This is a genomic window from Salinilacihabitans rarus (genome assembly GCF_024296665.1).
Lineage (GTDB): Archaea > Halobacteriota > Halobacteria > Halobacteriales > Natrialbaceae > Salinilacihabitans > Salinilacihabitans rarus.
The window spans coordinates 1,729,689-1,752,859 of record NZ_CP100762.1; the positions used below are offsets into that span (position 1 = coordinate 1,729,689).

Genomic DNA, 23,171 nt, shown 5'->3' on the forward strand with positions numbered 1-23,171 from the left:
CTCGTGGTGGACGGGGCAACCGATGCCCGAGGAAGAACTCTTCAAAACGGAAGCACTGCGGCCGCGGGCCGAGATCGCCGAAGCGCTCGTCTCCGCCGCCGAACGGATCCGCTCCGGGTCCGTGCGCCTGGAGAGCGGACCGGAGGAGCGGCGCGTGGCCCTCCCCGAAACCCCCACGTTCGAAGTCGAACTCGAACGACTGACCGATTCGGAGACCGCGGAGGAACGGTACGAACTGGAGGACGAAATTCGGTGGACCGAGTAGCACAGGCTACAGCGAACGTGGCCGCGCACGCGGTCAACTCACCTCGTTCACGAACGCCTACATGACAGCCTCGGCGCTGTGGCGCCGAGTCCGGCCTATTCCACTATCGGGATGACGTTCCCGTTGGACGTGACGTGGAGGTCGCGATCGAGCGCGTACCCCTGTTCGGACGCGAGATCGACGTACCCCGAGAAGCCCTTCAGGTCCTGGTGGGCGGGGATGATGTGCTGGGGCTGGAGCGCGTCGAGCATCTCGTAGTGGCCCTCCTGACGGAGGTGACCGGAAACGTGAATATCCGAGTAGACGCGCGCGCCCTGCATGCCGAGGAGTTTCTCGGCCTGGTAGCGCTGGCCCTCGTTCGTGGGCTCCGGAATGACGCGGGCGGAGAAGACGACCTTGTCGCCGTCGTCGAGTTCGTACGGGGTCTCGCCGCGGGCCATCCGCGTGAGCATCGCGCGCGGTTCGCCCTGATGGCCCGTCACGACCGGCAAGAAATTGCCCTTGCCCTCGTTCATGATGCGTTTGAACGTCCGGTCGACGGACTTTCGGTGGCCGAACATCCCGATATCCGACGGGAAGTCGATACCGAGTCGCTCGGCGGTGCCGGAGTACTTCTCCATCGACCGGCCCAGGAGAATCGGCTGTCGACCGATCTCCCTCGCGAACTCGACGAGGGACGTCACGCGGGCGATGTGACTCGAAAAGGTCGTCGCGACGATGCCGCCCGTGTAATCCTCCATGCTGTAGAGCGTATCCCGAAGGTGCTCGCGGGCGACGCTTTCGGAGGGCGTGCGACCCTTCTTGTTCGCGTTGGTGCAGTCCTCGATGTAACAGAGCACGCCCTCTCCTTCGCGCCCGATTTCGCGGAACCGCTGCATGTCGATCGGGTCGCCGATGACCGGCGTGTGGTCCATGCGCTTGTCCAGCCCGTAGACGATCGCCCCCTCCGGGGTGTGCAACACGGGGTTGATCGCGTCGATGATCGAGTGCGTGACGTTGACGAACTCGAGTTCGACCCCGTGGTCCCCGATCGTCATCGTCTCGCCGGGGTCCATCTCGATCAGGTCGTTTCCGACGCCGAACTTCTGTTCGTCTTTTATTTCCTCTCTCACCAGCTCGAGGGTGAACGGCGTCGCGACGACCGGCGCGTCGTACCGGTGGGCGAGTTTGGAGATGGCGCCGATGTGGTCGAGATGACCGTGGGTCGGCACGATCGCCTGCACGTCACCATCCAGGTCCGACATGACCCGATCGTCCGGGATCGCGCCCATGTCGATCAGGTCCAGGCTGTGCATGCCCTCGGTCCGGACGTTGTCGTGAATGAGGACCTTCGACAGGTTGAGTCCCATGTCGAAGATGACGACGTCGTTCCCTGCGCGGACGGCGGTCATCTGCCGTCCGACTTCCTCGTAACCGCCTATAGTGGCAATTTCGATTTCCATTGGTAAACCCGATCATAGCCGTCCGCACGATACGGCCCCACCGCCAGAACGGCCGCAAGATAGTGGAGTACGGACGTTCGGTTCGCGAACACCACGAGGACGTCATCGTCGGTATCCGAATCGAACGGTCCGTTCCAACCGTGCCAGGAAGGCGCCTCTTTCGGTCAGGTAGAAAGCCACGGCCTGGCTATAAGTATCTGCGGGTGTCGCGCGGATCGAGGTCCGACGTCGAGTCCGCGGCGATTGCGCGACGCACTCGACGCGGTTCGGGCGGCTCTCTCGACGAGATACCGATGCTAGATCGTTCCGTAGATCGTCCGAATCGTACACGTGTACTCACTGACGGCTCGCAGACCTATCGTGACGAAACGTATTTAGGGGAAAGCGAGAAACAAACGGCTAGCTTCGGTTCGGTCTCGTTTCCTTCGTAATGCCTCGATCGGTGCGGCCCGTTGGCGGTGTCCTCCTCCCGAGGCTGTCCGGCCCAGTACGCGCGGTTCGGCGGGCGAACTGCTGGTGGAACGAGACCGCACGTCCGTCCCGACCCATGCCCTCGGAATTCGACCTCCCATGTTCGCCGTGTGGAAACGACCTTCGAAAAACGACAGTCGATTCCGTCGAACTCGGACCCGACGTCGAACGCGAGGAGCCCATCGTCGTCGCCGTAGGTTGCGCGTGTGGCGAACGACGCCATCCGGACCGGACGCTCGCCCGGCTCGACCGGGTTACGTCCCGACAGTCGTGAGCGCTCCCGAACGACCGCCGAGTACCCTTCCCGATAACGCATGCCATCTCCCAGCGCGAATACCCGACCCGACGACGATTCAGTCGACCTCGACGCACTTCCCGAAACCGTCGCGAGCGGCTCGACGCTTCTCGTCGCGACGCCCGAGCCGATCGACGGGTACGCGTTACCGCTTCGGATCGCGGATCGATACGCACGCTCGGACGAGTGCCGTCTCGTCGTGACCGCGACCGTCGACGCCGAACGAACGATTCGGCAACAGCTGTCGCTCTCTCCATCTCCTGCGCCCGGATTCGGCGTCGTAGATGCGACCGGGGACGAACACCTCCTCTCCCTCTACCAGGAGTATCCGACGGTCTACCTCCCGTATCCGGGAGAGCTGGCTCACGTTAGCCTCGCCCTCTGGGAACTGGAAACGGCGCTCTCGCCCTCGCGGCCGAACCCCCACCTGATTTTCCGGTCGCTTTCCCCGCTCCTCGCCGAAGACTCCCTCGAGCGCGTCACGAACGTTCTCGGACGGCTAATCGAGCAACGCCGATCCAGCGGGAGCCTGACCGTACTCGGCATCGAATACACGGCCCACGACGAGCACACGATGGCCGCTCTCAGGGCGCTCGCCGACGCTATCGTGTGGGTCGATACGTCTCCCGACGCTCGACTCGAACTCGATTACCGACGGATACGAAACCGGTAACGTGATCGTCGACTTCGCTTGGCGGTGTTTCCTCCGAATAGACGGTTCGTCACGCGCCACCGTCCCTGCGCTCATAGATTCGAATCGGAAACCTCTCTCCTCCGTCTCGTCTCCGTTGGATGCGCCCGTTCAGCGCCGGGACGAGGACGACGACCGGGAGAGCGATTGAGCCGCCATCGAGCCGATTTCCGGCGACGAACGCGAGCGAGTCGCTCACGACCCCTCAAGTGGGCCGCGAACACGTCCGAACGCCGACCGACGCCAACCTCTATTGGCGTCCGCGTGGCCACGCTCATACGGTATGGATTACGAGTCATGGGCCGAAAACCAGGAAACGTCGACGGTATCGGTCGACGAGCACGACCTCGAAGTCGCCTACTACGACGACGGCGACGGCGAGCCGGTGCTGTTCTGCCACGGCATCCCGACGTCGTCGTTCCTCTGGCGCGACGTCGTCCCGTCGCTCGCCGACGAGTACCGGGTGATCGCACCCGACATGGTGGGATACGGCAACTCGGCGATGTACGACGGCTTCGATCGCTCGATCCGGGCGCAGGAGGAGATGGTCGACGGACTCGTCGACGAACTGGGCCTCGAGACGGTCTCGTTCGTCGGACACGACCTCGGCGGTGGGGTGGCGCTTCGCTACGCCGCCCACCGCCCCGACGCGGTCGAGACCCTCGTCCTCTCGAACGCGGTCTGTTACGACTCGTGGCCGATCGAGACGATCGTCACCCTCGGACTGCCGTCGACGATAAACGAGATGAGCGTCGACGACGCACGAGAGCTACTCGAAGGGATGTTCCGAGAGACCCGCTACGACGATCCGGACGGCGCGTTCGTCGAGGGGATGCTCGCACCGTGGGACTCCGACGAGGCGATCGTCTCGCTCTCGCGAAATGCCATCGGAACGAATACGAGCCACACGACCGAGATCGATCCAAGCGAAATCGCCGCTCGGACGCTCCTGCTGTGGGGCGTCGAGGACGAGTTCCAGCCGATCGAGTACGCCGAACGGCTGGAAGACGATATTTCGGGTGCCACCCTCGTCGGCGTCGACGAGGCCTCTCACTGGGTCATGGCCGACCGGCCCGACGCGTACACCGACCACCTCCGCGAGTTCCTCGACGGCGCCTGATCCGTCCACGTCTCTCGACTCACACCTTCACCTTCCGCTCGCTGAAATCGACAAATAGCACGTGCCGTAAGGTCTGCCGGAAGAACGAAAGCGCCCGCGGGAAGTTCGCGACCTCCATCGCGTGCCTCCAACCAGGTGGACGCGATCGCGAACTGCTCGCCGTCGTCGGCCCAGCGAAGTGCGACGCCGGGATCGTCCGGCTCGGCGGCGCTCGCGTACGGGAGGCCGTCGGTCTTGCGCTGGGGCATCGCCGTCGACAGCCGTCAGTCGTCGACGCCGGGGGCCGGCACCACCACGTCGACCGCAAGCGCGGCCGGATCGTCGTCACGGCGGGTGACCGCGAGCGCGACGACAGCGAGGCGATCCCCCCTTCCGCGTCTACGAGTCAGGGCCTCGGCGACGGTCACGGCCCGCCACGACTCCAGTCGAACCAACATTCCTTCCCGCAGAAGAGAGACCGGAAGGACTGATGGAGACGACCGGGAGTTCAGGTTTAGTGGAGGAAGAGCACGTTCACCTCGAGTTCTCCGCCGTCGAGAACGCGGATCGTCACGTTGGCCGGCTCGCCGTCGTCCGCTACCTCCCATTCCTTGTCCTGTTGGGCCACCGCCGTCTCGACGGCAACGCGATAGCGGCCGGGATCCGAGAGGAGGCCGACTGCGACGACCGAGTCCGCCGGATCCATCTCCGAATTGACCTGGAAGAGCGTCGTCTCGTCGTCACCTCTGGTCCGGTCGAGTCTCACGTCGACCTGTTGAGCAGTTCCGGTGGTGTTCTGTACTTTCAGCGTGCCCGAGGATCCGAGCTGTGACATGGTCGTGTCGTCGTCGGGTGATTGAGTGGTTTCTCTGCTGTCTTCACCGCGTCTGCCTGGCGGCCGCAAGTACTGGGCTGCCGGGAGCGTCGCCCCAAGTACTGTGACGCCGAGGAACGCTCGTCGTTTCATTACTCCTGAGAGCATATGGCGGACGTTCTATCAAATACCTTCTGTTGACCAAAATATGTATTTGAGCGTTAGCCGGGTCGAAGGCTCTTCGGGGCGGTCCAACCCGGCCGAGCCTGCGTGCGCGAAGCTGTCAGGCCGTGATCCCGCCGCAGGTCGACTCGAAGGTGTACCCGAACTCGACGTTTTCCTGGTTCGCGACTTCGTAGGCGGTGCAGCCGACGACGTCGTCGTCGGAGTTCACCCCGAGGACGATCCCGATAATCGAGGCCCACTCACACCCTTTTCTGTCCGTCCAGATCTCGTAGATCGGCGATCCCGAATCGCCGTTCTTCGAACCCATGTTCGTGACTTCGAACCAGTCGGGCCCGGCAGCGCAGTGACCACCAGTGATGATATCGCCGAGTGTCCCGCTGTCGTGGCACGTCCGGGCCCCGTACCGCTCGGCAATGTCGCCCTTCTTGTACTCGTAGCCGTCTTCCGTCGTGTGACCACTGATCCGTCGGGTGTCCGAGGAGGAGATCTTCACCTCGTCGTCGACGTTCAGGCTCGAGGACTCGTTTTCGATCAGGGCGTAGTCCGCATTGACGTTGATCACGTCCTGATCGTCGTTCTGGGGATCGAAGTTGGCGAAGTGGGTCTCGCTCTGGCCCTGGGTGGTGTCGACGTTGCTGTAGTAGGCGCAGTTGTCGACGTCCGCGAACGCGTGTGCACAGGTCAGGAAGTTGAGGTTCCCGCTCCCGTCGGAAACCGGGCAAGTACCCGTGAAGTAGGGGTACTCGTCGGTCGTGACTTCGTTGCCGATCACCCTCGATGCGAATTCGCTCGCACTCAAACATTATCCCCTCGTCGACGTCGGCGTCGTCGACTCGGCCGAGCGAGCGGAACGCAGTCGCCTTCGTCGTCCCGTCTGCCGTCTCGAACGTCCCTGCTGGCGTCACCTATACCGTCTCCTCGTTCCTCGATGGAGAGACGGTGCAAACTATCGATACGACGATGGATTGCACCGACCGAGACGAAGACGAGATGGACGAGGGCCTCGATATGGGACGCGAGCGCCCACGACGACGCGGCCGGAGTCCACGAGAACGCACCGATAACCGAACCCGTCTCGTCGGCCAGCGAGCGCTCACTGGTCGGGTTCGGTCTTCTCGATAAGCGGGTGGTGGGCGTAGTCGTTGATCGTGACGTCCGCGAGCGAGCGGAGTCCGCCGAGACGGGCTACTCGTTGGAACCCCAGTTCTCCGACCTCGTCCGGAGGGACATCGAGTACGTACGCGAGCGCGCGGTCGGTGTCGAGTTGGCGAGCGGCGAGCGCGCGGTGGTGTCCGTCGACGAGAAACAGCTTCGAGCCGTACGAGACGACGATGAGCGGTTCCGCGAGGCCGTTTTGTAGCTCGTACTTGCGCCCTTCGAGTTCGTCCGCGTACACCTCCCGCTGGGTCGGAACGAGCGACCCGACGGGCACGTCCCGTTCGGTGACGTCGATCGACGTCTCGTAGTTCCGTTCCAGCATCTCGCGGGTACTCTCGACTTTGGTAGGCGTCGTCCGCTCGATCTGGCTCCTGACGGCGTCGCCGTTGGAAAAGATCCCGAGTAACGCCCCCGCGTCGTCGACGACGGGGAGAAACTGGTGGCCCGTACGGAAGATGACGCGCGCCGCGTTTTTCACGGTCATCTCGGGACGGACGACGACGAGTTCCCGGCTCATGACGTCCTCGACCAGCGCGTCGCCGGACACCTCCAGGAGGTCGATCGCACCGACGAACCCGAGGAGGTCCCGATCGTCGCCGACGACGGGGAGCCCGGCGTACTGTACGCCCCCTTTCAGCCGGTCGACCACGTCCGTCACCCACGCGTCCGGGCCGACGGTGTCGACGTCGGTCGTCATGTACTCGTCGACCCGAACCTCGTCGAATTCCAGCAGCGACGTGCGGTTCGGCCTCATCTCGAATGGGCGTTATCCGCGTTCGAGTCCCGCACGCGCCCGATAATTGTACTCACGTGCGCTGAAAGAGACCGCGCTCCGAAAAAGGCTTCGGCGGTGCCGATCCCGTCGGGGCCGATCCGACTCGACCTCAGCAGAACTCCTCCAGCGTCGTCTGGTCGCGCTTGAGCGGCCGCGCCCGGTAGCCGTGTTCGGTCTCCAGGACGTCCGCGAACGCCTCGGCGAAGCCGTGGTGGGTGTAGACGACGTCGGGGTCGATCGCCCGGACGGTCGCGAGCAGTTCGTCGAAGTCGCAGTGGTCAGTCAGCGGGAACGTCGCGTCGTAGTTCCCGCGGTAGCGGTAGGAGTCGTCGACGGCCCACCCGGAGAAACCGGCTTTCAGCCCGCCCGTCCGGTCGACCAGCCGCTCGACCCACTCCGACCGGGACTGGTTCGACGGCAGGATCACGACCTCGTCGGTCAGCTCCGCGAGGTCGCCGTCCTCGTAGGGTCGGCCCGCGAACGCGAGGTCGCCGCCGGTCGCCGCCTCGATGGCGCGGTTCACGCGGTCGATCGAGTCCGAGACGAGGACGTCCCGGCCGGTCGCCTCGCTCGCGAGGTACTGGAGCTTCTGGGCCCGCCCGAGCGAGTAGCCGAACAGAAAGAGCGGCCGGTCGTCGTGCTCGCGGAGCCAGTCGCGGATCTCGCCTTCGAGGTCCGCCTGCGCCGGGAACCGGTACTCGGGGCGGCCGTAGGTCGTCTCCATCACCAGCACGTCGGCGGCGACGGCCTCGGGGTCGAACCCGTCGAGGTACCAGCGGTCGCGCGTGGAGAAGTCGCCGGTGTAACAGTAGCGCCGGCCGTCCTCGCCCTCGAACAGCGCCGCACGGGAGCCGACGACGTGGCCGGCGGGGACGAGGTCGATCCCCGGGGCCTCCTCGACGAACTCGACGGCGACGCCCGTCCGGGCGGCCGCGATGGCCGCCGTCGCGGCCGAGCAGACGACCGTCCCCGGACTCGACCGGAGGGTGTGGTCGGCGTGGGCGTGGCTGACCACGTTGACGTCACCGACCGCGCGCCTCGCGTCGGCGACGACGCGCCTGCCCACGTCGAAGTGGATGCCGTCGCGGCGCCTGACGGTTCCCACGCCCGCACCCGAACCGGATCGCTCGCTCACTGGCGGGACCACGGGCTCGAACTACCTCCGCCTGTCGGTCGCGGAGCCGGATTTTTGTCGCTCCCGCGCGATGGATCGCGTATGAGCGATCGAACCCGCGTACACGTCTTCGTCTCCGGAACGGTACAGGGCGTCTTCTACCGCGCGACGACCCGCGACACGGCCCGCGAGCGGGGCGTCGACGGCTGGGTGAAGAACCTCCCCGACGGCCGCGTCGAGGCGGTCTTCGAGGGGCCCGCCGACGCCGTCGAGGGGATGGTCGAGTGGTGCCACGAGGGCAGCCCCGCGGCCGACGTCGAGGACGTCGAGGCCGAGTACGAGGAGCCACGGGGCGAGGACGGGTTCGAGATCAGGTACTGAGCGGGCGGCCGCGGGGGTCAGGGCTCCGCGTTCGAACCGCTGTCGTTTTCCTCGTTCGTCTCGCCGGCCCGCCGGGCGGCGTCGAGCCACGGCGGTTCCTCGGTGTGGTCCCACCGCGCCCAGTCGGCCTTCTCGCCGGCGTAGTAGGCGCGGTAGGCGCCGACGGGGTCGCCGGGCCGTCTGTACTCGTCGGGCATCGCCTGCGGCCGGGGCGTCGGCTCCGCGGCGGGGAAGTCGATCGCCCCGGGATCGATCCGCTCGATCACGAGCCAGCTGGCGTGGTGGTCGTCGTTCCCGTAGCGCTCGCGGAACTCGGCGTCGAGCGCCCGGGCGTGCTCGCGCAGGCGCAGCCAGTTGGCCCGCGACTCGCCGGCCCAGACCGTGACGGGGTGGCCGGTGTGGGTCGGCCGGTAGAGGAACGCCGCGTCGTACCCGTTCGCCCGCGCCGCGGTACACAGCACCTGCGCGGCTTCGAGCAGCATCTTGTTCACGTGCTGGTCGCAGTGGTAGCGGGCGGCCAGTCGCGGGTCCTCGTCGAGCCAGAAGACGTTCACGGGCGAGCTATGTCGGGAAGCGGGTTGAGTCCGTCGTCCGCAATCTTCAACGACCGTCCCGCCGAACGCTCGGGTATGATCACTGGCGAGCGGATGGCCGCCGTCGACGAGAACGCGGCGGCGCTGGGGGTGTCACGAAAGCAGTTGATGGAGTCGAGCGGGAACGCCGTCGCCCGCGCCGTCCGGGCGGTCGCCGACCCCGGCGCGCGGGTCGTCGTCGTCGCCGGCCGGGGCAACAACGGCGGGGACGCCTTCGTCGCCGCACGGTTCCTCGACGAGTACGACGTCACCACCTACCTGCTCGGGCGCGCGGCGACTATCGGAACCGACATCGCCCGCGAGAACTGGGCGGCGCTCGACGCCGGCGACTACGACGTCCGCGAGGTGACCGACTCGCGGAATTTCGACCTGCCCGACTGTGACGTGGTCGTCGACGCGATGCTCGGGACGGGGATCAGCGGCGACCTCCGCGAACCCGCGGCGACCGCGGCGCGGGCGATAAACGAAGCCGACGCGACGGTCGTCGCCGTCGACGTCCCCTCGGGGTTCGACGCCGACGCGGGCGAGCACGCCAAAAACGGCGTCGAGGCCGACCGCGTCGTCACTTTCCACGACGCCAAACCGGGGCTCGACGCCCTCGACGCCGACGTGACGGTCGCGAACATCGGCATCCCGGCGGCGGCCGAGCGGTTCGTCGGGCCGGGGGACGTCCGACTCGCACGCCCGACCGACCGCGAGGGACGTCCCTACGTCGTCGGCGGCGGGCCCTACACCGGCGCGCCGGCGCTGGCCGCGCAGGCCGCGTTACGGGCCGGGGCCGAACTCCCCTTCGTCGCCGCGCCCGAGGCGGTCGCGGGCGAAATCCAGGGCTACGCCGAGGACCTGATCGTTCAGGCCTACGAGGGCGAGCACCTCACGCCCGAGCGGGTCGACGACCTCGTCGCGACGGCCCACCGGTACGGGAACGTCGTCGTCCTCGGCCCCGGCCTCGGAACCGACGCCGAGACCCGCGAGGCGGTCCGCGCGTTCCTCGAATCGTTCGCCGGCCGGGCGGTCGTCGACGCGGACGCGCTCCGGGTCGTCCCCGAGGTCGAGACCGAGGCGACGCTGATCTGCACGCCCAACCGCGGCGAACTGGCGGCGATGGGCGGCCCCGACGTCGACGACCTCCGGGCGGCGGCCGACGAGATCGAGGCGTTCGCGGCCGACCTCGGCCACGTCGTGCTCGCGAAGGGCGCCGACGACGTGATCACCGACGGCGAGCGGACCCGGATCAGCCGCTCCGGTACGGTCGGCATGAAAGTCGGCGGGACCGGCGACACGCTCGCCGGCATCGTCGCGGCGCTGTTCGAGGCCGCGGCCCCCCTCGACGCCGCGGCGGCGGCCGCCCGCGTCAACGGCGTCGCCGGCGAGCGACTGGCCGCGGACGACGGGCACGGCTTCCTCGCGTCGGACCTGCTCGAGGCGATTCCGGCGGCCCTGTGGGGTGTGGACGATGTCTGAGGGCGACGGCGCGGACGAGTTGACGCACACGACTGCGGAGGGCGACGTCCAGATGGTCGACGTCGGGGACAAACCCGACACGAAGCGGCGTGCGGTCGCCGCCGGCGAGATCCACCTGCGGCCGTCGACGATCGAGGCGATCCGCGCCGACGAGGTCGGCAAGGGCGACGTGCTCGCCACCGCGCGCGTGGGGGCGATTCAGGCCGTCAAGCACACGTGGGAGACGATCCCGATGTGCCACGCGATCCCGATCACGAACGTCGACACGGCGTTCGACGTCGGCGAGGCCCGGATCGAACTCGAGGTGACAGTCGAGACGACCGGCAAGACTGGCTGCGAGATGGAGGCTCTGGAGGGGGTGACCACGGGGTTGAACGTCGTCTGGGACATGGTGAAAGCCGTCGAGAAGGACGACGACGGCCAGTATCCGGCGACGCGGATCGAGGACGTGCGGGTGCTAGAGAAGGAGAAACGCGAGCCCTAGATGTCATACTCGACGTCCGCACACGTGCTGACGAGTTCTTCGAGGGCCGCCGGCGGGTCGCGGTACCTGACGGCGCCGGACCGGCCGTCGTACTCGACGACCCTCGCGTCGGCCAGTTTCGGGAGGTGGACGTGGAAGAGGTCGACGGTCACCGGGGCGTAGTCGGCGTCGGTCACCTCGTCGACGGGGACGTCCTCCTCGACCGCGGCGATCCAGCGGGCGAGCGTCTCCATCGTGGCGCGCTCGCGGCGCCGCAGGTAGTAGAGGGCGAGGCGTCGGCGTCGGTGGGCGAGCGCTCCGAGGTAGTCGTCGACGCGGACCTGCAGGCCCCCCGACGCCGGTCGCGGCGGCGGGTCTCGCGGGACGTTCGCTCCCCCGTCCCCGCCCCGGTCGTCGGCGTCGTCGCTCATCGTCGTACCCGTTCGACGCCCGCGGCCTTAAGCGGTCGCTCCGTCAGGGTTTCTGACCTGACCGGGCCGACGCGGCGACGGGTATTCATTTGTCGGGCTCGAAAGGAGGGTCATGACCAGCGACGGGTCCCCTGGCGACGATCGGGGATTCGACGGGACGTCGACGCTCGCCCCCGAACTGGTACTGGCGGTCGCCGACGCCGCGGGGTGTGACCCGCTCGACCTGCCGGTGCTCAACGGGGTCGTGGATCCGGACGCGCTCGAAGCGCTGTTCGTCGCGCCGGGGCACGGCGACGCGCCGGGACGCGGCGACGCGACGGGGCGGCCGACGGCCGTCGTCGCGCTCGCGCTCGGCGACCGCGTCGCGACCGTCGACAGCGACGGTTCGCTGTCGGTGGTGGCGTCCGGAACCGACGTCGAGGAGGCGCTGGGGGTCGTCGACGAGGCGACGGTCCACGCCGTACGCCACGACTGGGACGAGTCGCAGTCGCTCCACGCCACCGTCGTCCGGACGGTAGTCGCCGCCACGGATGCCGATCCGGTCGCCGTCCGCGGCGCGCTCGGCGACGTCGTCGACGCGAGCGCGCTCGACGCGCTGTTCCGGCCGCGCGCGAACGGTACCCCACGCGGCGAGGGCGCGCTCCGCCTGCCGTTTCGCGAGCACGACGTCGTGGTCCGCAGCGACGGGCTGGTCGCGCTCCAGCCGACGCTCGCGCGGATCAAGCACACCGGGGGGAACCTGCTCGTCGTCGGCTCGGTCCCCCGCGAGGTAAGCGACGGGACGAGCGAGGCGCTGCTCGGCACCGATCCGGACCGCTCGCGCGTCGTCGCCGTCGACGGCCGCCACGTGGGCACCGCCTTCGGCAGGCTCGCGGCCGTCGACGCGGCCCCCTCGCGATCGATCGTCGTCGACTACGGCGACGACGGCCGGTCGGTCGCGGCGACGCCGTCGACGACCCGCCGGCCGCCGGTCCGCGCCGTCGACGGCGACCTCGCGAAACTGACCGCGGCGATCGTCGACTCCGTCGACGACCTCGAACGCGGCTGCGACGGCTTCGCGCCCGGTCAGCTTCGCTTCTGTCTCGACTCGCTCGGCTCGATCGAGTCCCGCCACGGCCGGGACGAGGTACGGACCCTCCTGGAGACGGTCTGCGAGCGGATCGAGCGCGCGTCCGGCATCGGCCACTTCGTCCTGCTCGCCGACCGGGACTCCGAACACGTCCGCGCCGTCGAGGACCTGTTCGACGTCGTCGTCGAACTCCGCGCCGGCGTCGACGGCCCCCAGCAGCGCTGGCACCTGCGCGAGACGGGCCACTCGACGGCGTGGTTCCCGGCGACGCCCGAGGCGGAGGAGGGGGACGCGAGTACCGGGGGGCATCGGCCGTGAAACCGACGTTTCGCTCCCGGGCGGAGCCGCCGGGGCTGGTGATCCGCGACCCCGTTCAGGGGCGGCAGTTCCCGCTGGAGACGGCCGCGCCCGTCGAGCCCCGCCCGTCGGCGCGCGACCGCTTTCGCTTCCCGGTCGACGCCGCCGCGACGATCGACGCCGACCGGATCGACCTCCCGCTTGTCGTCGCGACGTACGTCCGCGACGCCGACGGCGACCTCGTCGCGGAGGCCGAACACTTCGCCTACGAGGAACTGCCCCCCGGCGAGTACGTCGTCGAACTGATGGCGCCGATCAAACTCTACCTCCGGGTCGAGGGCGCGCTGACGGTCGCGTCGTCGGCCGACCACCTGCGCCTCGAAGCCGACGGCGACGCGCCCGTGGAGGTCGGCGCGCGCTCGAACCACCGCCGGCCGCCCGCGACGGTGACGACGACCGCCGACCCCGAGGACCTGCTGGCCGCGGTGTCGACGTTCGGCGCCGCGCTGAAGACGACCAGCCCGGAGCGGTCGCTCCCGTCGCTGCGGGGCCACCCGCCGCGGATCGAGCGGGGCGAGGCGCTTCGGATTCCCGAGGGGCTCGACCCGCCGGAGACGGGGATCCGGATCGAACTCCCGCCGGAGCGAGCGGCGGTGTACGCCGCGAGCACCCTCGCGTACTACCTCGGCGCGACGGTCGAACCCGGTCCGGAGCCGCGACTCGTCGCCGACGGCGTCGACCGCCCGCTCGGCCGGCCCGGGCGGCCCCTCGAGGAGGCGGCCCGGGACCTCCTCGAACGGACGTTCCTCCTCGACTGCGTCGCCCGGACCGAGGGGCTCTACCGGGTCGACCTCCACGAGCGGCGCGAACTCGACGAGCGCGTCGACGTCGACTGGGCGGCGCTGTACGAGGCGTCGCCGGCCGAGCGCCTCCGGCGGTACCTGTCGATCCCCCGCGAGGCGGTGGCCGACCTCGTCCCGACGTGGCGGGTGGCGACGTACGCGACGCCGGCGCCCGCGAACGACCGCCTGCTCCCGTTCGCCGTCAACGGCCTCTCGCCGGTCCGGACGTCGGCGGTCCGGCACGCGGCGGCCCCGGCCACGCGGGAGCGACTGGGCGTCGACGAGTTCCTCAGGTCGGCGGACGCGCCGTCGCGGGCCCGCGCGGACGCGCCGGGCGTCGAGCGCGACCGGGCCTCCGACGTCTCCTACGTCTCTTTCCCCTCGACGGACGCGCTGGAGGTGGCGTGGCTCGGCGAGGAGCGGCCGATCGGCGCGAACCACCTGCTCGAAGCGGGCTTCGAGAACAAACTCGCGCGCGGGCGGCCCGGCGCGGGGATCGACATCACCGTCGTCTGTAACGACCCGTCGATGAGCGCGGAGTACGACGGCGCCGACCGGTCGCTGTACGGCGACCGCGACGAGTTGCCGTTCGACGTCGACGTCCGCTACGACCTCTCCCGGGAGGAACTCGCGGACGTCCTCGCGGCCGACACCGACTTCCTGCACTACGTCGGCCACAGCGAGTCGACGGCGTTCGTCTGTCGCGACGGCCGCGTCGACGCCGGCGACCTCGACCGCGTCGGCCCCTACGCGTTCCTGCTCAACGGCTGTACCTCCTACGAGCAGGGGGTCCGGATGCTCGACGGCGGGAGCGTCGGCGGAATCGTCACCCACAGCGACGTCGGCAACGACGACGCGACGGCCATCGGGCGGTCGATCGCACGGCTGTTGAACGCCGGCTTCTCGCTGCGGGCCGCCCTCGAAATCGCGCGCGACCGCCGGACCGTCGGCACCCAGTACGTCGTCGTCGGCGACGGCGGCGCGCAGGTCGCCCAGAACGAGGCCGGCACGCCGGTCCGCTACCGGATCGACTCCCGCGCGGACGGCCGGTACGACCTGCGCGTCGAGACCTACCCTACCCTGGAGGCGGGGATGGGCGCGATGTACCTCCCCTACCTCGACGGCGTCGACACCCACTACCTGACCGGCGGGGCGTTACCGCCGTTTGCCGTCGACGCCGCGCAACTGGCGCGGTTCCTCGGCCTCGAGGAGGTGCCGGTCCTGTTCGACGGCGAGCGCCGCTGGTCGAGCGAGGTCGACGTGGCGGCCTGAGCGAGTTCGCCCCGCACGACGCGGGGCGACACCCGTCGAACGGCGGACCGCCGTCTCGACTACCGAACGGGCGGGACCCGGAAAATCGGAGCGGCGTCGCCGGTCGACGCGCGATCAGTAGGTGGTGGCGCCGGAAGCCGCCGCCGCGCTGCCGGCCTGCGAGAGCGCCAGCATGATCGCGAACAGGAAGCCGATCGTTCGGGGGTTCTCGGTGACGTACGCCCGGAGGGCGGAAGTGTCTTCGGACATTGCATATTACCGGGCGGCGGCGACGCACTTGAAAATATCTTAACATTACATACCCAAAATAAATTGGCGTTACCGGGCGACGTCGAAAAGCCAATAGGTGATTACCGCGACGCTGGCGACGGTTCCCGACCGGTCCCGGGACGGGCGCTATCGGTGCCGCGAGGGAGACGGCGGCCGGCGCGTCGGTGTCAGAGGTCCATCCCGCCGTTGACGTCGATCACCTCGCCGGTGATGTACGAGGACTCCTCGCTGGCGAGAAAGCGGACGGTGGCGGCGACGTCCTCGACCTCGGCCAGCCGTTCGAGCGGGATGCTCGCGATGATCCGGTCGAGCACCTTCTGGGGCACCGTCTCGAGCATGTCGGTGTGGGTGAAGCCGGGAGCGACGCAGTTGGCCGTCGAACCGCCCTGGGCGAGTTCGAGCGCGATGGTGCGCGTGAAGCCGAACATGCCGCTCTTGGCGGCGGCGTAGTTGGCCTGCCCGAAGTTGCCCTGCTTGCCGACGACGCTCGAGATGTTGATCAGTCGGCCCTCCTCGGCGTTCCAGATGTCGTCGTAGAACGCCTGCGTGCAGTTGAACATCCCGCCGAGGTTGACGTCCATCACGCGCTCCCACTCCTCGCGGCTCATGTCGACGAACTGGGTGTCGGCGGTGATGCCGGCGTTGTTCACGAGGACGTCCGCGGGCCCGAACGCCTCGTGGCACGCCTCGCGCATCCGCTCGACCTCCTCGCGGTTCGTGACGTCGGCCTGGGCGGCGATCGCCTCGCCGCCGAGGTCCTCGATCGCCTCGACGGTCTCGTAGGCCGGCCCCTCCGAGGACCGGTAGTTGATCACCACGTTCGCGCCCTCCTCGCCGAGGCGCTCGGCGATGCCCCGCCCGATTCCGCGCGCCGATCCGGTGACGACGCAGGTTCGCCCGTCCATTGGCATGGTCGTGCACACGTTAGACGTCCGACGTTAAATAACGACCCCGTCCGTCTATCGTTCCGAAACACGCGTCGCGAGCGCCGCTCGACCGGGCGACGCGTACGTTTCAACCGACCGAAAAGACCTTCTCCTCGCGGGTCGACGTCCGGACCGTGTTCGCTTCGATCCCTCCGCTCGACCTCGCGGTGATCGCCGCCGGACTCGCCTTGCTGCCCCTCTCGGCGGCCGCGCTCGCGTACGCCGTCGCGGCCGACGCGAACGCGCGCGGCCGCCGCGGCCTCGAGTGGGGCGTCGGGACGTTCCTGTTCCCGATCCCCGTCGGTCCCCTCTACGCCGCCCGCCTGCTGGGCCGGCCGCCGGCCCGGACGCGCCCGCGCTCGCGGCGCGAACGCGCCGCCGGGTCGGTCGGCGTCGGCGGCCTCGTGGCACTCGCCGTCGCCGCGGCGGCTACGCCCCCGGACCCGCTCTCGGTCGCGACGGTCGCCGTCCCGCTGACCGCCGGCTTCGCCGCGCTCGCGTACGTCCTCCTGTACGGATCCGGCCCCGGACGGCGTCGCGAGCGCGTCCGGGGCGAGAGCGGGTGAGAAATCAGCGTTCGCGGGCCTGTTCGATCCAGTTTTCGATCCGGCCGGGCGCGATGCCCGTCTCGGCGGCGAGGGCGGCGGCGTCGGCGCCGGCGAGGCCGTCGAACGTCTCGATACCGGCCTCGCGGAGGTCGGTCGCGTACGCCTCGCCGACGCCGTCGAGGTCGGTCAGGTCGTCGGCCTCGACCGCGGGCCCGTCCGCCTGAAGCGTCTCCTCGCCGGTCTCGTCGACGTCGACGTCCTCGGCGAGGGCGGCGTCGGCTTCCTCGGGTTCGGGTTCGGGCACCCCGGGTTCGCCCTCGACGTCGGTACCGTTCGACCGCTCCTCGAACCACTCGCAGACGTCGGGCCAGAGTTCGGCGTGACTGCGCGAGGAGACGGACATCCCGATGTGGCCCGTCGGGAACTCCATGATCTCCGTGTCGTCGCTCGGGACGACCTCGTTGAACGGCTTGGACGCCCCCGGCGGGATCAGGTGGTCGTACTCGGCGACGATCTGGAGGATCGGCATCTCGAGGTTCGCGAGGTCGACGTGGGTCCCGTCGAGGTAGAGTTCGTTCTCGTACAGCCTGTTGTCCTGGTAGACGTCGCGGATGAACTGGTCGTAGGTCTCGCCGGCGACGTCGATGCCCTCGGCGAGCCACCGCTCCATCCGCGCGAAGTTCCCGACGAAGTCCTCGTCCTCGACGTTCTCGTAGAACCGGACGTACTTCGTGACGTTGTTCGCGACCGGGTCCATCAGCGCGAAGCCGACGTCGAGAAACTCCGCGGGGACGTTGTCGAAGGTGTCGGTCACCTCCTCGGGATCGTAGTACTCCTCGGCACCCCACAGTTCGAGGACGCCGCCCTCGCCGGCGAAACAGAGGCCGGCGGCCATCAACCCGAGGTTGCCGACCTTCTCGGGGAAGAGCGCGGCGTACATGGCGGACATGGTGCCGCCCATGCAGTAGCCGAGGACGTTGATCGCGTCCTCGCCGGAGCGCTCGCGGACGACGTCGACGCAGTTGTCGACGTACCGGGTGACGTAGTCGTCGAGCGTCAGCGAGCGATCGAGCGCCGACGGCTCGCCCCAGTCGATCATGTAGACGTCGAAGCCCGCTTCGAGCAGCCGCCGGATCACCGACCGATCCGGCTGGAGGTCGAGGATGTACGGCCTGTTGATCAGCGCGTAGACGACGAGGATGGGAACGTCGTGTCGTGTCTCGGTCTGGGGCTCGTAGTGTAACAGTTCGAGCTTGTTCTCCTCGTAGACGACCTCGCTCGGCGTCTGCCCCACCTCGACTTCGTTTACCGTCTCGGCGCGGTCGGGGGCGACCTGAAGCCGTTCGGCGGCCTCGGCGGCGTCCTCCCACGCCTGCCGCTGGGCGTCGAGCGCGAGTGCGTAGGGGTTTCTCATTCTTCTTCGAGGTGGTCGAGCACGCGGTCGAGTTTCTGCTCGACGGCGTGCTGGCGGCGTTCGAGTTCGACCAGCCGGTCGCCGACCTCGGCGACGTCGTTCCCGGTGGCGAACCCGAGCGTCCGGAGGGTGTTCTCGGCGGCCTCGTCGGCCTGCTGCTGGAGTTCGAGGACGTCGCCGACGGTCTCGCCGGTCAGCCGGGCGAACGCGGTCGTCGACATGACCTCCTTGAACGCCTCGTTGGCGGTGTTGAGCCAGATGTCGCGGAACTCCTCGACGTCGACGTCCTCGCCCTCGACGACGTCGTTCATTCGCTCGACCATCTGCCGGGAGGCGTCCATCCACGCCTCGTAGGCGCGGGCGTAGCCCTCGACGCCGTCGGCCATCTCCTCGTCCTCGGCGGTCCGCTCGACGGTCTCGGCCCAGCTTTCGACGAACTGCGCCTGCGCTTCCATGTTGGTCTCGACCGCGTCGAGGAACTGCTCGTTCCACTGCTCGACGAACGCGTTCCAGTCTTCGGGTTGTGTGTCAGTCATTGGCTACCGTATGGTGTGCGGACGGAAAAGGTGTGGTGGCGCTCTACGCCGAAGCGTCGAACTCCTCGGCCGCTCGCTCGACGTTCTCGGTGGTCGCGGCGACGCTCGTCTCGAAGCCCTCGTGGGCCTCGAGGAAGGCGTCGAACGAGGAGTCGACGACCTCCGCGTAGCCGTCGGCGAACTCGTCGTAGGCCTCGCCGGACTCCGCGAGGGCCTCCTGGAAGGCCTCGACCGACTGGCGCTGGGTCCGTGCGGTGGCGTCGACGCCCTCGTCGACCAGTTCGCGGAGGTCGTCGAAGTCGGCGGCCTCCTCGGGCATGGTCGACTCGAGGGCGTCGATGTAGGCGTGGACGGCGCCTTTGGTCAGTTCGGCGTTGCTCTCGACGAACGCGCCGGACGCCGAGACGGCGTCGGCGGCGGCGTCGAAGGAGGCCCGCTGGGCCTCGAGGGCGTCGTGGGTCAGCCGCTGGCTCTGCTCGACGGCGGTGCGCTGTGCTTCGAAGATCGCGGTAAACGGGTTCTGGGTCTGGGTCTGGGTCATGGTTATGGTTACTCCTCTCTGGTGCGTTTGACGGGGACGACGATCGTCTGAACGATGTCGCCCTCTTCGATGTCGAGGGCGTCGCGTTCGGGTTCGGGAATGCTGATCCGACCGCCGCTCTGGACGCGCGCCTTGAACGTCGCGGTGCCGACGCTCATCGGTCCGGCGCCCGACATCGCTTCGAACGGGTTCGTGGCGCCCGACTGCATCCACTGGGACAGCAGTTCCTGCTGGGATTCTGCGACCTGCTCGCTCGCCTCCTGCATCTCCTTCGTGAACAACGCGGGGTTCAGCCAGGGCAGGCGGTCGGAGTCCTCCGTCATCGATCGAACGAACGGGCCCGGACCTCATAAGAGTTTCCATCGAATACCATCTGATGACATTGAATGGTCTGGAGTGTCTGAGAGGGGGTGTAAAGGGGCTCTCCCTGCCGGTCGGTCCCGAACGTCCCGTCGGCCCGAACGCGCCCGTCTCGCCGGCGGTAACTCCCGCCTAGCCGGCGCCGGCCGACCAAAGAAGTGATAATCACGACGACCATAGCCCGCCTTACATGACGAAGCAGTTCACGGGGGCGACCAACATCGCCGCCATAACCAACGCCTGGGCGACGATGGCGAGCAGTTTTCTGCAGGGCGCGACCGCCGCCAACCGCGCCGCGCTCTCGGCGATGTTCGCCCCCGCGAACGACCGGAACGGCGCCGACCCGGACCCCGACGCCGACGCCGAGGCCGTCCCCGCGCCGATCCCCTCGGTCGACTACTCGACGCTCGACTGGGAGTTCGAGCGAACGGTCGACGACCCGAACCGAATCGGCGTCGGCGACGCCGTCACCTTCGAGAAGACCCTCTCCGACGAGGACGTCCGCGCGTTCGCCCACGTCAGCGGCGACACCAACCGCCTGCACCTCGACGAGGCGTTCGCCGCCGAGACGCGCTTCGGCGAGCGCATCGTCCACGGCACCCTCGTCTCCGGGCTCATCAGCGCCGCGCTCGCGCGCCTGCCGGGGCTTACCATCTACCTCTCACAGGACCTCGAGTTCCGCGCGCCGGTCGGCATCGGCGACCGGGTCGCCGCGCGGGTCGAGATCGTCGAGGACCTCGGCAACGACCAGTACCGCCTCGAAACGCGGATCCGCGACGAGGACGACGACCGCACCGTGATCGACGGCGAGGCCGTCGTCCTGATCGACGACCTGCCGGCGGAGTGACCCTTCTCCCGCGTCCAGGGCAGTGTCCCTAAGTAGTTGCTCGCGGAACCCCCTCCCATGACGTTGTTCGGGACCGCAGGGATCCGCGGCCCAGTCGACGCCGAGGTGACGCCGGCGCTCGCGCTGGCGGTCGGGCAGGCCGCTGGCGAACCGGGCGAGACGTTCGTCGTCGGCCGCGACGGACGCGAGACGGGGCAGGCGCTCGCCGCCGCGATGGAGGCCGGCCTCGAGAGCGCGGGGGCGGACGTCCGCCGGGTCGGCCGGGTGCCGACGCCCGCGCTCGCGTTCGCCTCGCGGGGGCGCCGGGGCGTGATGCTCACCGCGAGCCACAATCCGCCGGCCGACAACGGGATCAAACTCTTCGCCGACGGCGTCGAGTACGACCGCGAGCGGGAGGAGGCCGTCGAGGCCCGCGTCGACGACCCCGACGTCGCCCCCTGGGACGAGTGGGGCGGGGCCGAACGGGCCGACGTGCTCGGGGCGTACCGGACGGCGGTCGCCGACTACGTCCGCGGGCGCTTCGGCGACGAACCGCTCGCCGGCCTCTCGGTCGCGGTCGACTGCGGTAACGGCGTCGGCGCGCTCGCGACGCCGCAGGTGCTCGAACGCCTCGGCGCCGACGTCGTCGCGCTGAACGCGAGCGTCGACGGCCACTTCCCCGCCCGCGAGAGCAAGCCGACGCCGGAGACGCTGACCGACCTCGCCGCGTTCCTCGACGGCGGCGAGTTCGACCTCGGACTGGCCCACGACGGCGACGCCGACCGCCTCGTCGCCCTCGAAGGCGACGGGACGGTGATCCACGAGGACACGGTGCTCGCGGTCGTCGCCGAACGCTACGTCAGCGAGAGCGACGCGGCCGACCCCGTCGTCGTCACGACGCCGAACGCCTCCGCGCGCATCGACGAGCGGGTCCGCGAGGCCGGCGGCCGCGTCGAGCGCGTCCGTCTCGGGGCGCTCCACGAGGGAATCGCCCGGGAACGGCACGCGGCGCGAGAAGAGCCCGACACTACCGTCGTCTTCGCCGCGGAACCGTGGAAGCACATCCACACGGCCTTCGGCGGCTGGATCGACGGCGTCGCGAGCGCCGCCGTCGTGAGCGCGCTCGTCGCCGAGGCGGGCAGCGCCGCCGCCCTGCGCGACCCCGTGACCGAACGGCCGTACCGCAAGGTGAGCGCCGACTGCCCCGACGAGCGAAAGGCCGACGCGATGGCGACGCTCGAATCGTCGCTGCCGGCGGCGTTCCCCGACGCCGACGTCGACACCAGCTACGGCGTGCGCCTCGAGTTCCCCGACGCCTCGTGGGTCCTGGTGCGGCCGAGCGGCACCGAGCCGTACGTACGGCTCTACGCGGAGAGCGACGACGTCGAGGACCTCGTCGCCGCCGCCCGCGAGGTCGTCGAGGCGGCGATCGAGGGCTGACGCCGATGCCGGCGCCGTGGCCGCGGGCCGGCGGTGCTGTCTACCGTTCGACACGAAAGCTGGTCGTTCGTCCACGACCCCGGGAGGAATTCGTATAGTTTAACCCACCCTCGTGCTCTAGTCGGCTTCATGGCACGTGACAGACGGCGGTTCCTGAAGGGTGCTGGCGTGGCTGGCCTCGCGGCGATGGCCGGGTGCGTCGGCGGATTCGGCGACGAAGGCGGCGAAGGCTCGGACGTCAACGTCGGCATGGTGTACGCCACCGGCGGGCTGGGGGACAACTCGTTCAACGACATGGCCCGCGAGGGCGTCTTGCAGGCCGAAGAGGAACTCGGCGTCTCCCACAGCAAGACCGAGCCGAGTTCGGAGGGCGAGTTCGAGGGCGCCCAGCGGGACTTCGCGGAGTCCGGCGACTACGACCTGATCAGCTGTATCGGCTTCGCACAGGAGGACGCGCTCACCGAGAACGCGCCCGCCTACCCCGACCAGAACTTCATGCTCATCGACGCCGTCGTCGAGGAGGACAACGTACGGAACTACGTCTTCGGCGAACCCGAAGGCTCGTTCCAGGTCGGCCACCTCGCGGGGCTGCTGACCGACATGGAGTTCGCGGCGGGCGCGGGCGAGACCAACCCCGACGAGTCGGTCGTCGGCTTCGTCGGCGGCGTCGAGTCGCCGCTGATCGAGTCGTTCCAGGCCGGCTTCGAGGCCGGCGTCGAGTACGCCAACCCCGACGCCGAGGTCGTCTCGAGCTACGTCGGGAGCTTCAACGACACCGGGGTCGGTCAGGAGACCGCGCGTTCGATGTACCAGGACCAGGGCGCGGACATCGTCTTCCACGCCGCGGGCGCGACCGGCGTCGGCGTCTTCCAGGCCGCCCAGTCCGAGGGCCGGTTCGCGATCGGCGTCGACGCCGACCAGTCCGAGAGCGAACCCGACTACGCGGACGTCATCCTCGCGAGCATGGTCAAGCGGGTCGACACCGCGGTCTTCACCGCCATCGAGTCGGTCGTCAACGACGCCTTCGAGGGCGGCGAGACCGAGGTCCTCGGCCTCGAACAGGACGGCGTCGAGGCGGTCTACGGCGCGTCGATCGGCGACGAGATCCCCGACGACGTCAAGGGCGCCCTCGACGAGTCCCGACAGGCGATCATCGACGGCGAGATCGAGGTCCCGACGGAACTGTAA

The 23,171-nt window shown here is 68.9% G+C and carries 26 protein-coding genes; 12 read left to right on the top strand and 14 right to left on the bottom strand.

Going from position 1 to position 23,171, the window contains the following annotated elements:
- The first annotated feature begins 22 nt into the window (after positions 1 to 22).
- Entirely contained in the window at positions 23 to 265 is a 243-nt protein-coding gene (locus tag NKG98_RS09050; RefSeq protein ID WP_254769330.1) for an amphi-Trp domain-containing protein, read from the top strand.
- Positions 266 to 360: 95 nt separating this feature from the next.
- On the opposite strand, the gene NKG98_RS09055 is transcribed toward NKG98_RS09050, so the two are convergent.
- Positions 361 to 1,707, bottom strand: a complete 1,347-nt coding sequence (locus NKG98_RS09055; protein WP_254769331.1) for a ribonuclease J — start codon at positions 1,705 to 1,707, stop codon at positions 361 to 363.
- A 785-nt stretch (positions 1,708 to 2,492) separates the two neighbouring features.
- Here NKG98_RS09055 and NKG98_RS09060 point away from each other — a divergent pair.
- Positions 2,493 to 3,146 carry a DUF7504 family protein gene (locus NKG98_RS09060; RefSeq protein WP_425504404.1) on the top strand — a complete coding sequence of 218 codons (654 nt, stop codon included), beginning with the start codon at positions 2,493 to 2,495 and terminating at the stop codon, positions 3,144 to 3,146.
- Between the two features lie 301 nt (positions 3,147 to 3,447).
- Positions 3,448 to 4,284 (top strand): alpha/beta fold hydrolase, encoded by an 837-nt coding sequence (locus tag NKG98_RS09065; protein ID WP_254769333.1) that lies wholly within the window; start codon positions 3,448 to 3,450, stop codon positions 4,282 to 4,284.
- Positions 4,285 to 4,547: 263 nt separating this feature from the next.
- Here the strand turns inward: NKG98_RS09065 and NKG98_RS09070 are convergent, their stop codons facing one another.
- The 5 genes from NKG98_RS09070 to NKG98_RS09090 all read right to left on the bottom strand — a co-directional run bounded on the left by NKG98_RS09070 (position 4,548) and on the right by NKG98_RS09090 (position 8,331).
- Positions 4,548 to 4,691 carry a hypothetical protein gene (locus NKG98_RS09070; RefSeq protein WP_254769334.1) on the bottom strand — a complete coding sequence of 48 codons (144 nt, stop codon included), beginning with the start codon at positions 4,689 to 4,691 and terminating at the stop codon, positions 4,548 to 4,550.
- Between the two features lie 86 nt (positions 4,692 to 4,777).
- The gene (locus tag NKG98_RS09075) at positions 4,778 to 5,230 is read right to left on the bottom strand and encodes an Ig-like domain-containing protein (protein ID WP_254769335.1); all 453 of its coding nucleotides are present in this window, start codon (positions 5,228 to 5,230) and stop codon (positions 4,778 to 4,780) included.
- Positions 5,231 to 5,360: 130 nt separating this feature from the next.
- Positions 5,361 to 6,035, bottom strand: a complete 675-nt coding sequence (locus NKG98_RS09080) for a hypothetical protein (protein WP_254769336.1) — start codon at positions 6,033 to 6,035, stop codon at positions 5,361 to 5,363.
- 321 nt (positions 6,036 to 6,356) lie between these two features.
- Positions 6,357 to 7,151 carry a CBS domain-containing protein gene (locus NKG98_RS09085; RefSeq protein WP_425504409.1) on the bottom strand — a complete coding sequence of 265 codons (795 nt, stop codon included), beginning with the start codon at positions 7,149 to 7,151 and terminating at the stop codon, positions 6,357 to 6,359.
- 154 nt (positions 7,152 to 7,305) lie between these two features.
- The gene (locus NKG98_RS09090; RefSeq protein WP_254769338.1) at positions 7,306 to 8,331 is read right to left on the bottom strand and encodes an MBL fold metallo-hydrolase; all 1,026 of its coding nucleotides are present in this window, start codon (positions 8,329 to 8,331) and stop codon (positions 7,306 to 7,308) included.
- 81 nt (positions 8,332 to 8,412) lie between these two features.
- Between NKG98_RS09090 and NKG98_RS09095 the strand changes: the two genes are divergently transcribed.
- Positions 8,413 to 8,691, top strand: coding sequence for an acylphosphatase (locus tag NKG98_RS09095; protein WP_254769339.1), 279 nt, complete (start codon positions 8,413 to 8,415; stop codon positions 8,689 to 8,691).
- Positions 8,692 to 8,708: 17 nt separating this feature from the next.
- Here the strand turns inward: NKG98_RS09095 and NKG98_RS09100 are convergent, their stop codons facing one another.
- Positions 8,709 to 9,245, bottom strand: coding sequence for a hypothetical protein (locus tag NKG98_RS09100; protein ID WP_254769340.1), 537 nt, complete (start codon positions 9,243 to 9,245; stop codon positions 8,709 to 8,711).
- Positions 9,246 to 9,320: 75 nt separating this feature from the next.
- On the opposite strand from NKG98_RS09100, the gene NKG98_RS09105 reads away from it, so the two are divergent.
- Both NKG98_RS09105 and moaC read left to right on the top strand, forming a co-directional pair.
- Positions 9,321 to 10,748, top strand: a complete 1,428-nt coding sequence (locus NKG98_RS09105; protein WP_254769341.1) for an NAD(P)H-hydrate dehydratase — start codon at positions 9,321 to 9,323, stop codon at positions 10,746 to 10,748.
- Positions 10,741 to 11,232, top strand: a complete 492-nt coding sequence (moaC, locus tag NKG98_RS09110; RefSeq protein WP_254769342.1) for a cyclic pyranopterin monophosphate synthase MoaC — start codon at positions 10,741 to 10,743, stop codon at positions 11,230 to 11,232. The genes NKG98_RS09105 and moaC overlap by 8 nt, the downstream gene beginning before the upstream one ends.
- Here the strand turns inward: moaC and NKG98_RS09115 are convergent.
- Complete coding sequence (locus NKG98_RS09115; RefSeq protein ID WP_254769343.1) at positions 11,229 to 11,642, bottom strand: DUF7344 domain-containing protein; 414 nt, start codon at positions 11,640 to 11,642, stop codon at positions 11,229 to 11,231. The two genes, moaC and NKG98_RS09115, sit on opposite strands and share 4 nt — an antisense overlap.
- 112 nt (positions 11,643 to 11,754) lie before the next feature.
- Between NKG98_RS09115 and NKG98_RS09120 the strand changes: the two genes are divergently transcribed.
- Positions 11,755 to 13,029 (top strand): DUF7504 family protein, encoded by a 1,275-nt coding sequence (locus NKG98_RS09120; RefSeq protein WP_254769344.1) that lies wholly within the window; start codon positions 11,755 to 11,757, stop codon positions 13,027 to 13,029.
- Positions 13,026 to 15,122: a hypothetical protein gene (locus NKG98_RS09125; protein WP_254769345.1), complete on the top strand. Its 2,097-nt coding sequence runs from the start codon at positions 13,026 to 13,028 to the stop codon at positions 15,120 to 15,122. Before NKG98_RS09120 ends, NKG98_RS09125 begins: the two co-directional genes overlap by 4 nt.
- A gap of 114 nt (positions 15,123 to 15,236) precedes the next feature.
- On the opposite strand, the gene NKG98_RS18990 is transcribed toward NKG98_RS09125, so the two are convergent.
- On the bottom strand, positions 15,237 to 15,371 hold the full coding sequence (locus NKG98_RS18990; protein WP_256558484.1) for a DUF7503 family protein: 135 nt from the start codon (positions 15,369 to 15,371) through the stop codon (positions 15,237 to 15,239).
- 188 nt (positions 15,372 to 15,559) lie between these two features.
- On the bottom strand, positions 15,560 to 16,303 hold the full coding sequence (locus NKG98_RS09130; protein ID WP_254769346.1) for a beta-ketoacyl-ACP reductase: 744 nt from the start codon (positions 16,301 to 16,303) through the stop codon (positions 15,560 to 15,562).
- Positions 16,304 to 16,452: 149 nt separating this feature from the next.
- On the opposite strand from NKG98_RS09130, the gene NKG98_RS09135 reads away from it, so the two are divergent.
- Positions 16,453 to 16,884: a hypothetical protein gene (locus NKG98_RS09135; RefSeq protein WP_254769347.1), complete on the top strand. Its 432-nt coding sequence runs from the start codon at positions 16,453 to 16,455 to the stop codon at positions 16,882 to 16,884.
- Positions 16,885 to 16,888: 4 nt separating this feature from the next.
- Here NKG98_RS09135 and phaC read toward each other — a convergent pair whose 3' ends face one another.
- Genes phaC through NKG98_RS09155 form a run of 4 tightly spaced genes read right to left on the bottom strand, consistent with a single transcriptional unit; the run spans position 16,889 to position 19,680 of the window.
- Positions 16,889 to 18,280 carry a class III poly(R)-hydroxyalkanoic acid synthase subunit PhaC gene (phaC, locus tag NKG98_RS09140; RefSeq protein WP_254769348.1) on the bottom strand — a complete coding sequence of 464 codons (1,392 nt, stop codon included), beginning with the start codon at positions 18,278 to 18,280 and terminating at the stop codon, positions 16,889 to 16,891.
- Positions 18,277 to 18,816 carry a poly(R)-hydroxyalkanoic acid synthase subunit PhaE gene (locus tag NKG98_RS09145; RefSeq protein ID WP_254769349.1) on the bottom strand — a complete coding sequence of 180 codons (540 nt, stop codon included), beginning with the start codon at positions 18,814 to 18,816 and terminating at the stop codon, positions 18,277 to 18,279. Before NKG98_RS09145 ends, phaC begins: the two co-directional genes overlap by 4 nt.
- A 43-nt stretch (positions 18,817 to 18,859) precedes the next feature.
- Entirely contained in the window at positions 18,860 to 19,357 is a 498-nt protein-coding gene (locus NKG98_RS09150) for a hypothetical protein (protein WP_254769350.1), read from the bottom strand.
- A gap of 8 nt (positions 19,358 to 19,365) precedes the next feature.
- Positions 19,366 to 19,680 (bottom strand): AbrB/MazE/SpoVT family DNA-binding domain-containing protein, encoded by a 315-nt coding sequence (locus tag NKG98_RS09155; RefSeq protein ID WP_254769351.1) that lies wholly within the window; start codon positions 19,678 to 19,680, stop codon positions 19,366 to 19,368.
- A 227-nt stretch (positions 19,681 to 19,907) separates the two neighbouring features.
- Between NKG98_RS09155 and NKG98_RS09160 the strand changes: the two genes are divergently transcribed.
- The 3 genes from NKG98_RS09160 (at position 19,908) to NKG98_RS09170 (ending at position 23,171) form a co-directional block, all read left to right on the top strand.
- Positions 19,908 to 20,564 (top strand): MaoC family dehydratase, encoded by a 657-nt coding sequence (locus NKG98_RS09160; RefSeq protein ID WP_254769352.1) that lies wholly within the window; start codon positions 19,908 to 19,910, stop codon positions 20,562 to 20,564.
- Between the two features lie 57 nt (positions 20,565 to 20,621).
- Positions 20,622 to 21,983, top strand: coding sequence for a phosphohexomutase domain-containing protein (locus NKG98_RS09165; protein ID WP_254769353.1), 1,362 nt, complete (start codon positions 20,622 to 20,624; stop codon positions 21,981 to 21,983).
- Positions 21,984 to 22,112: 129 nt separating this feature from the next.
- The gene (locus NKG98_RS09170; protein ID WP_254769354.1) at positions 22,113 to 23,171 is read left to right on the top strand and encodes a BMP family lipoprotein; all 1,059 of its coding nucleotides are present in this window, start codon (positions 22,113 to 22,115) and stop codon (positions 23,169 to 23,171) included.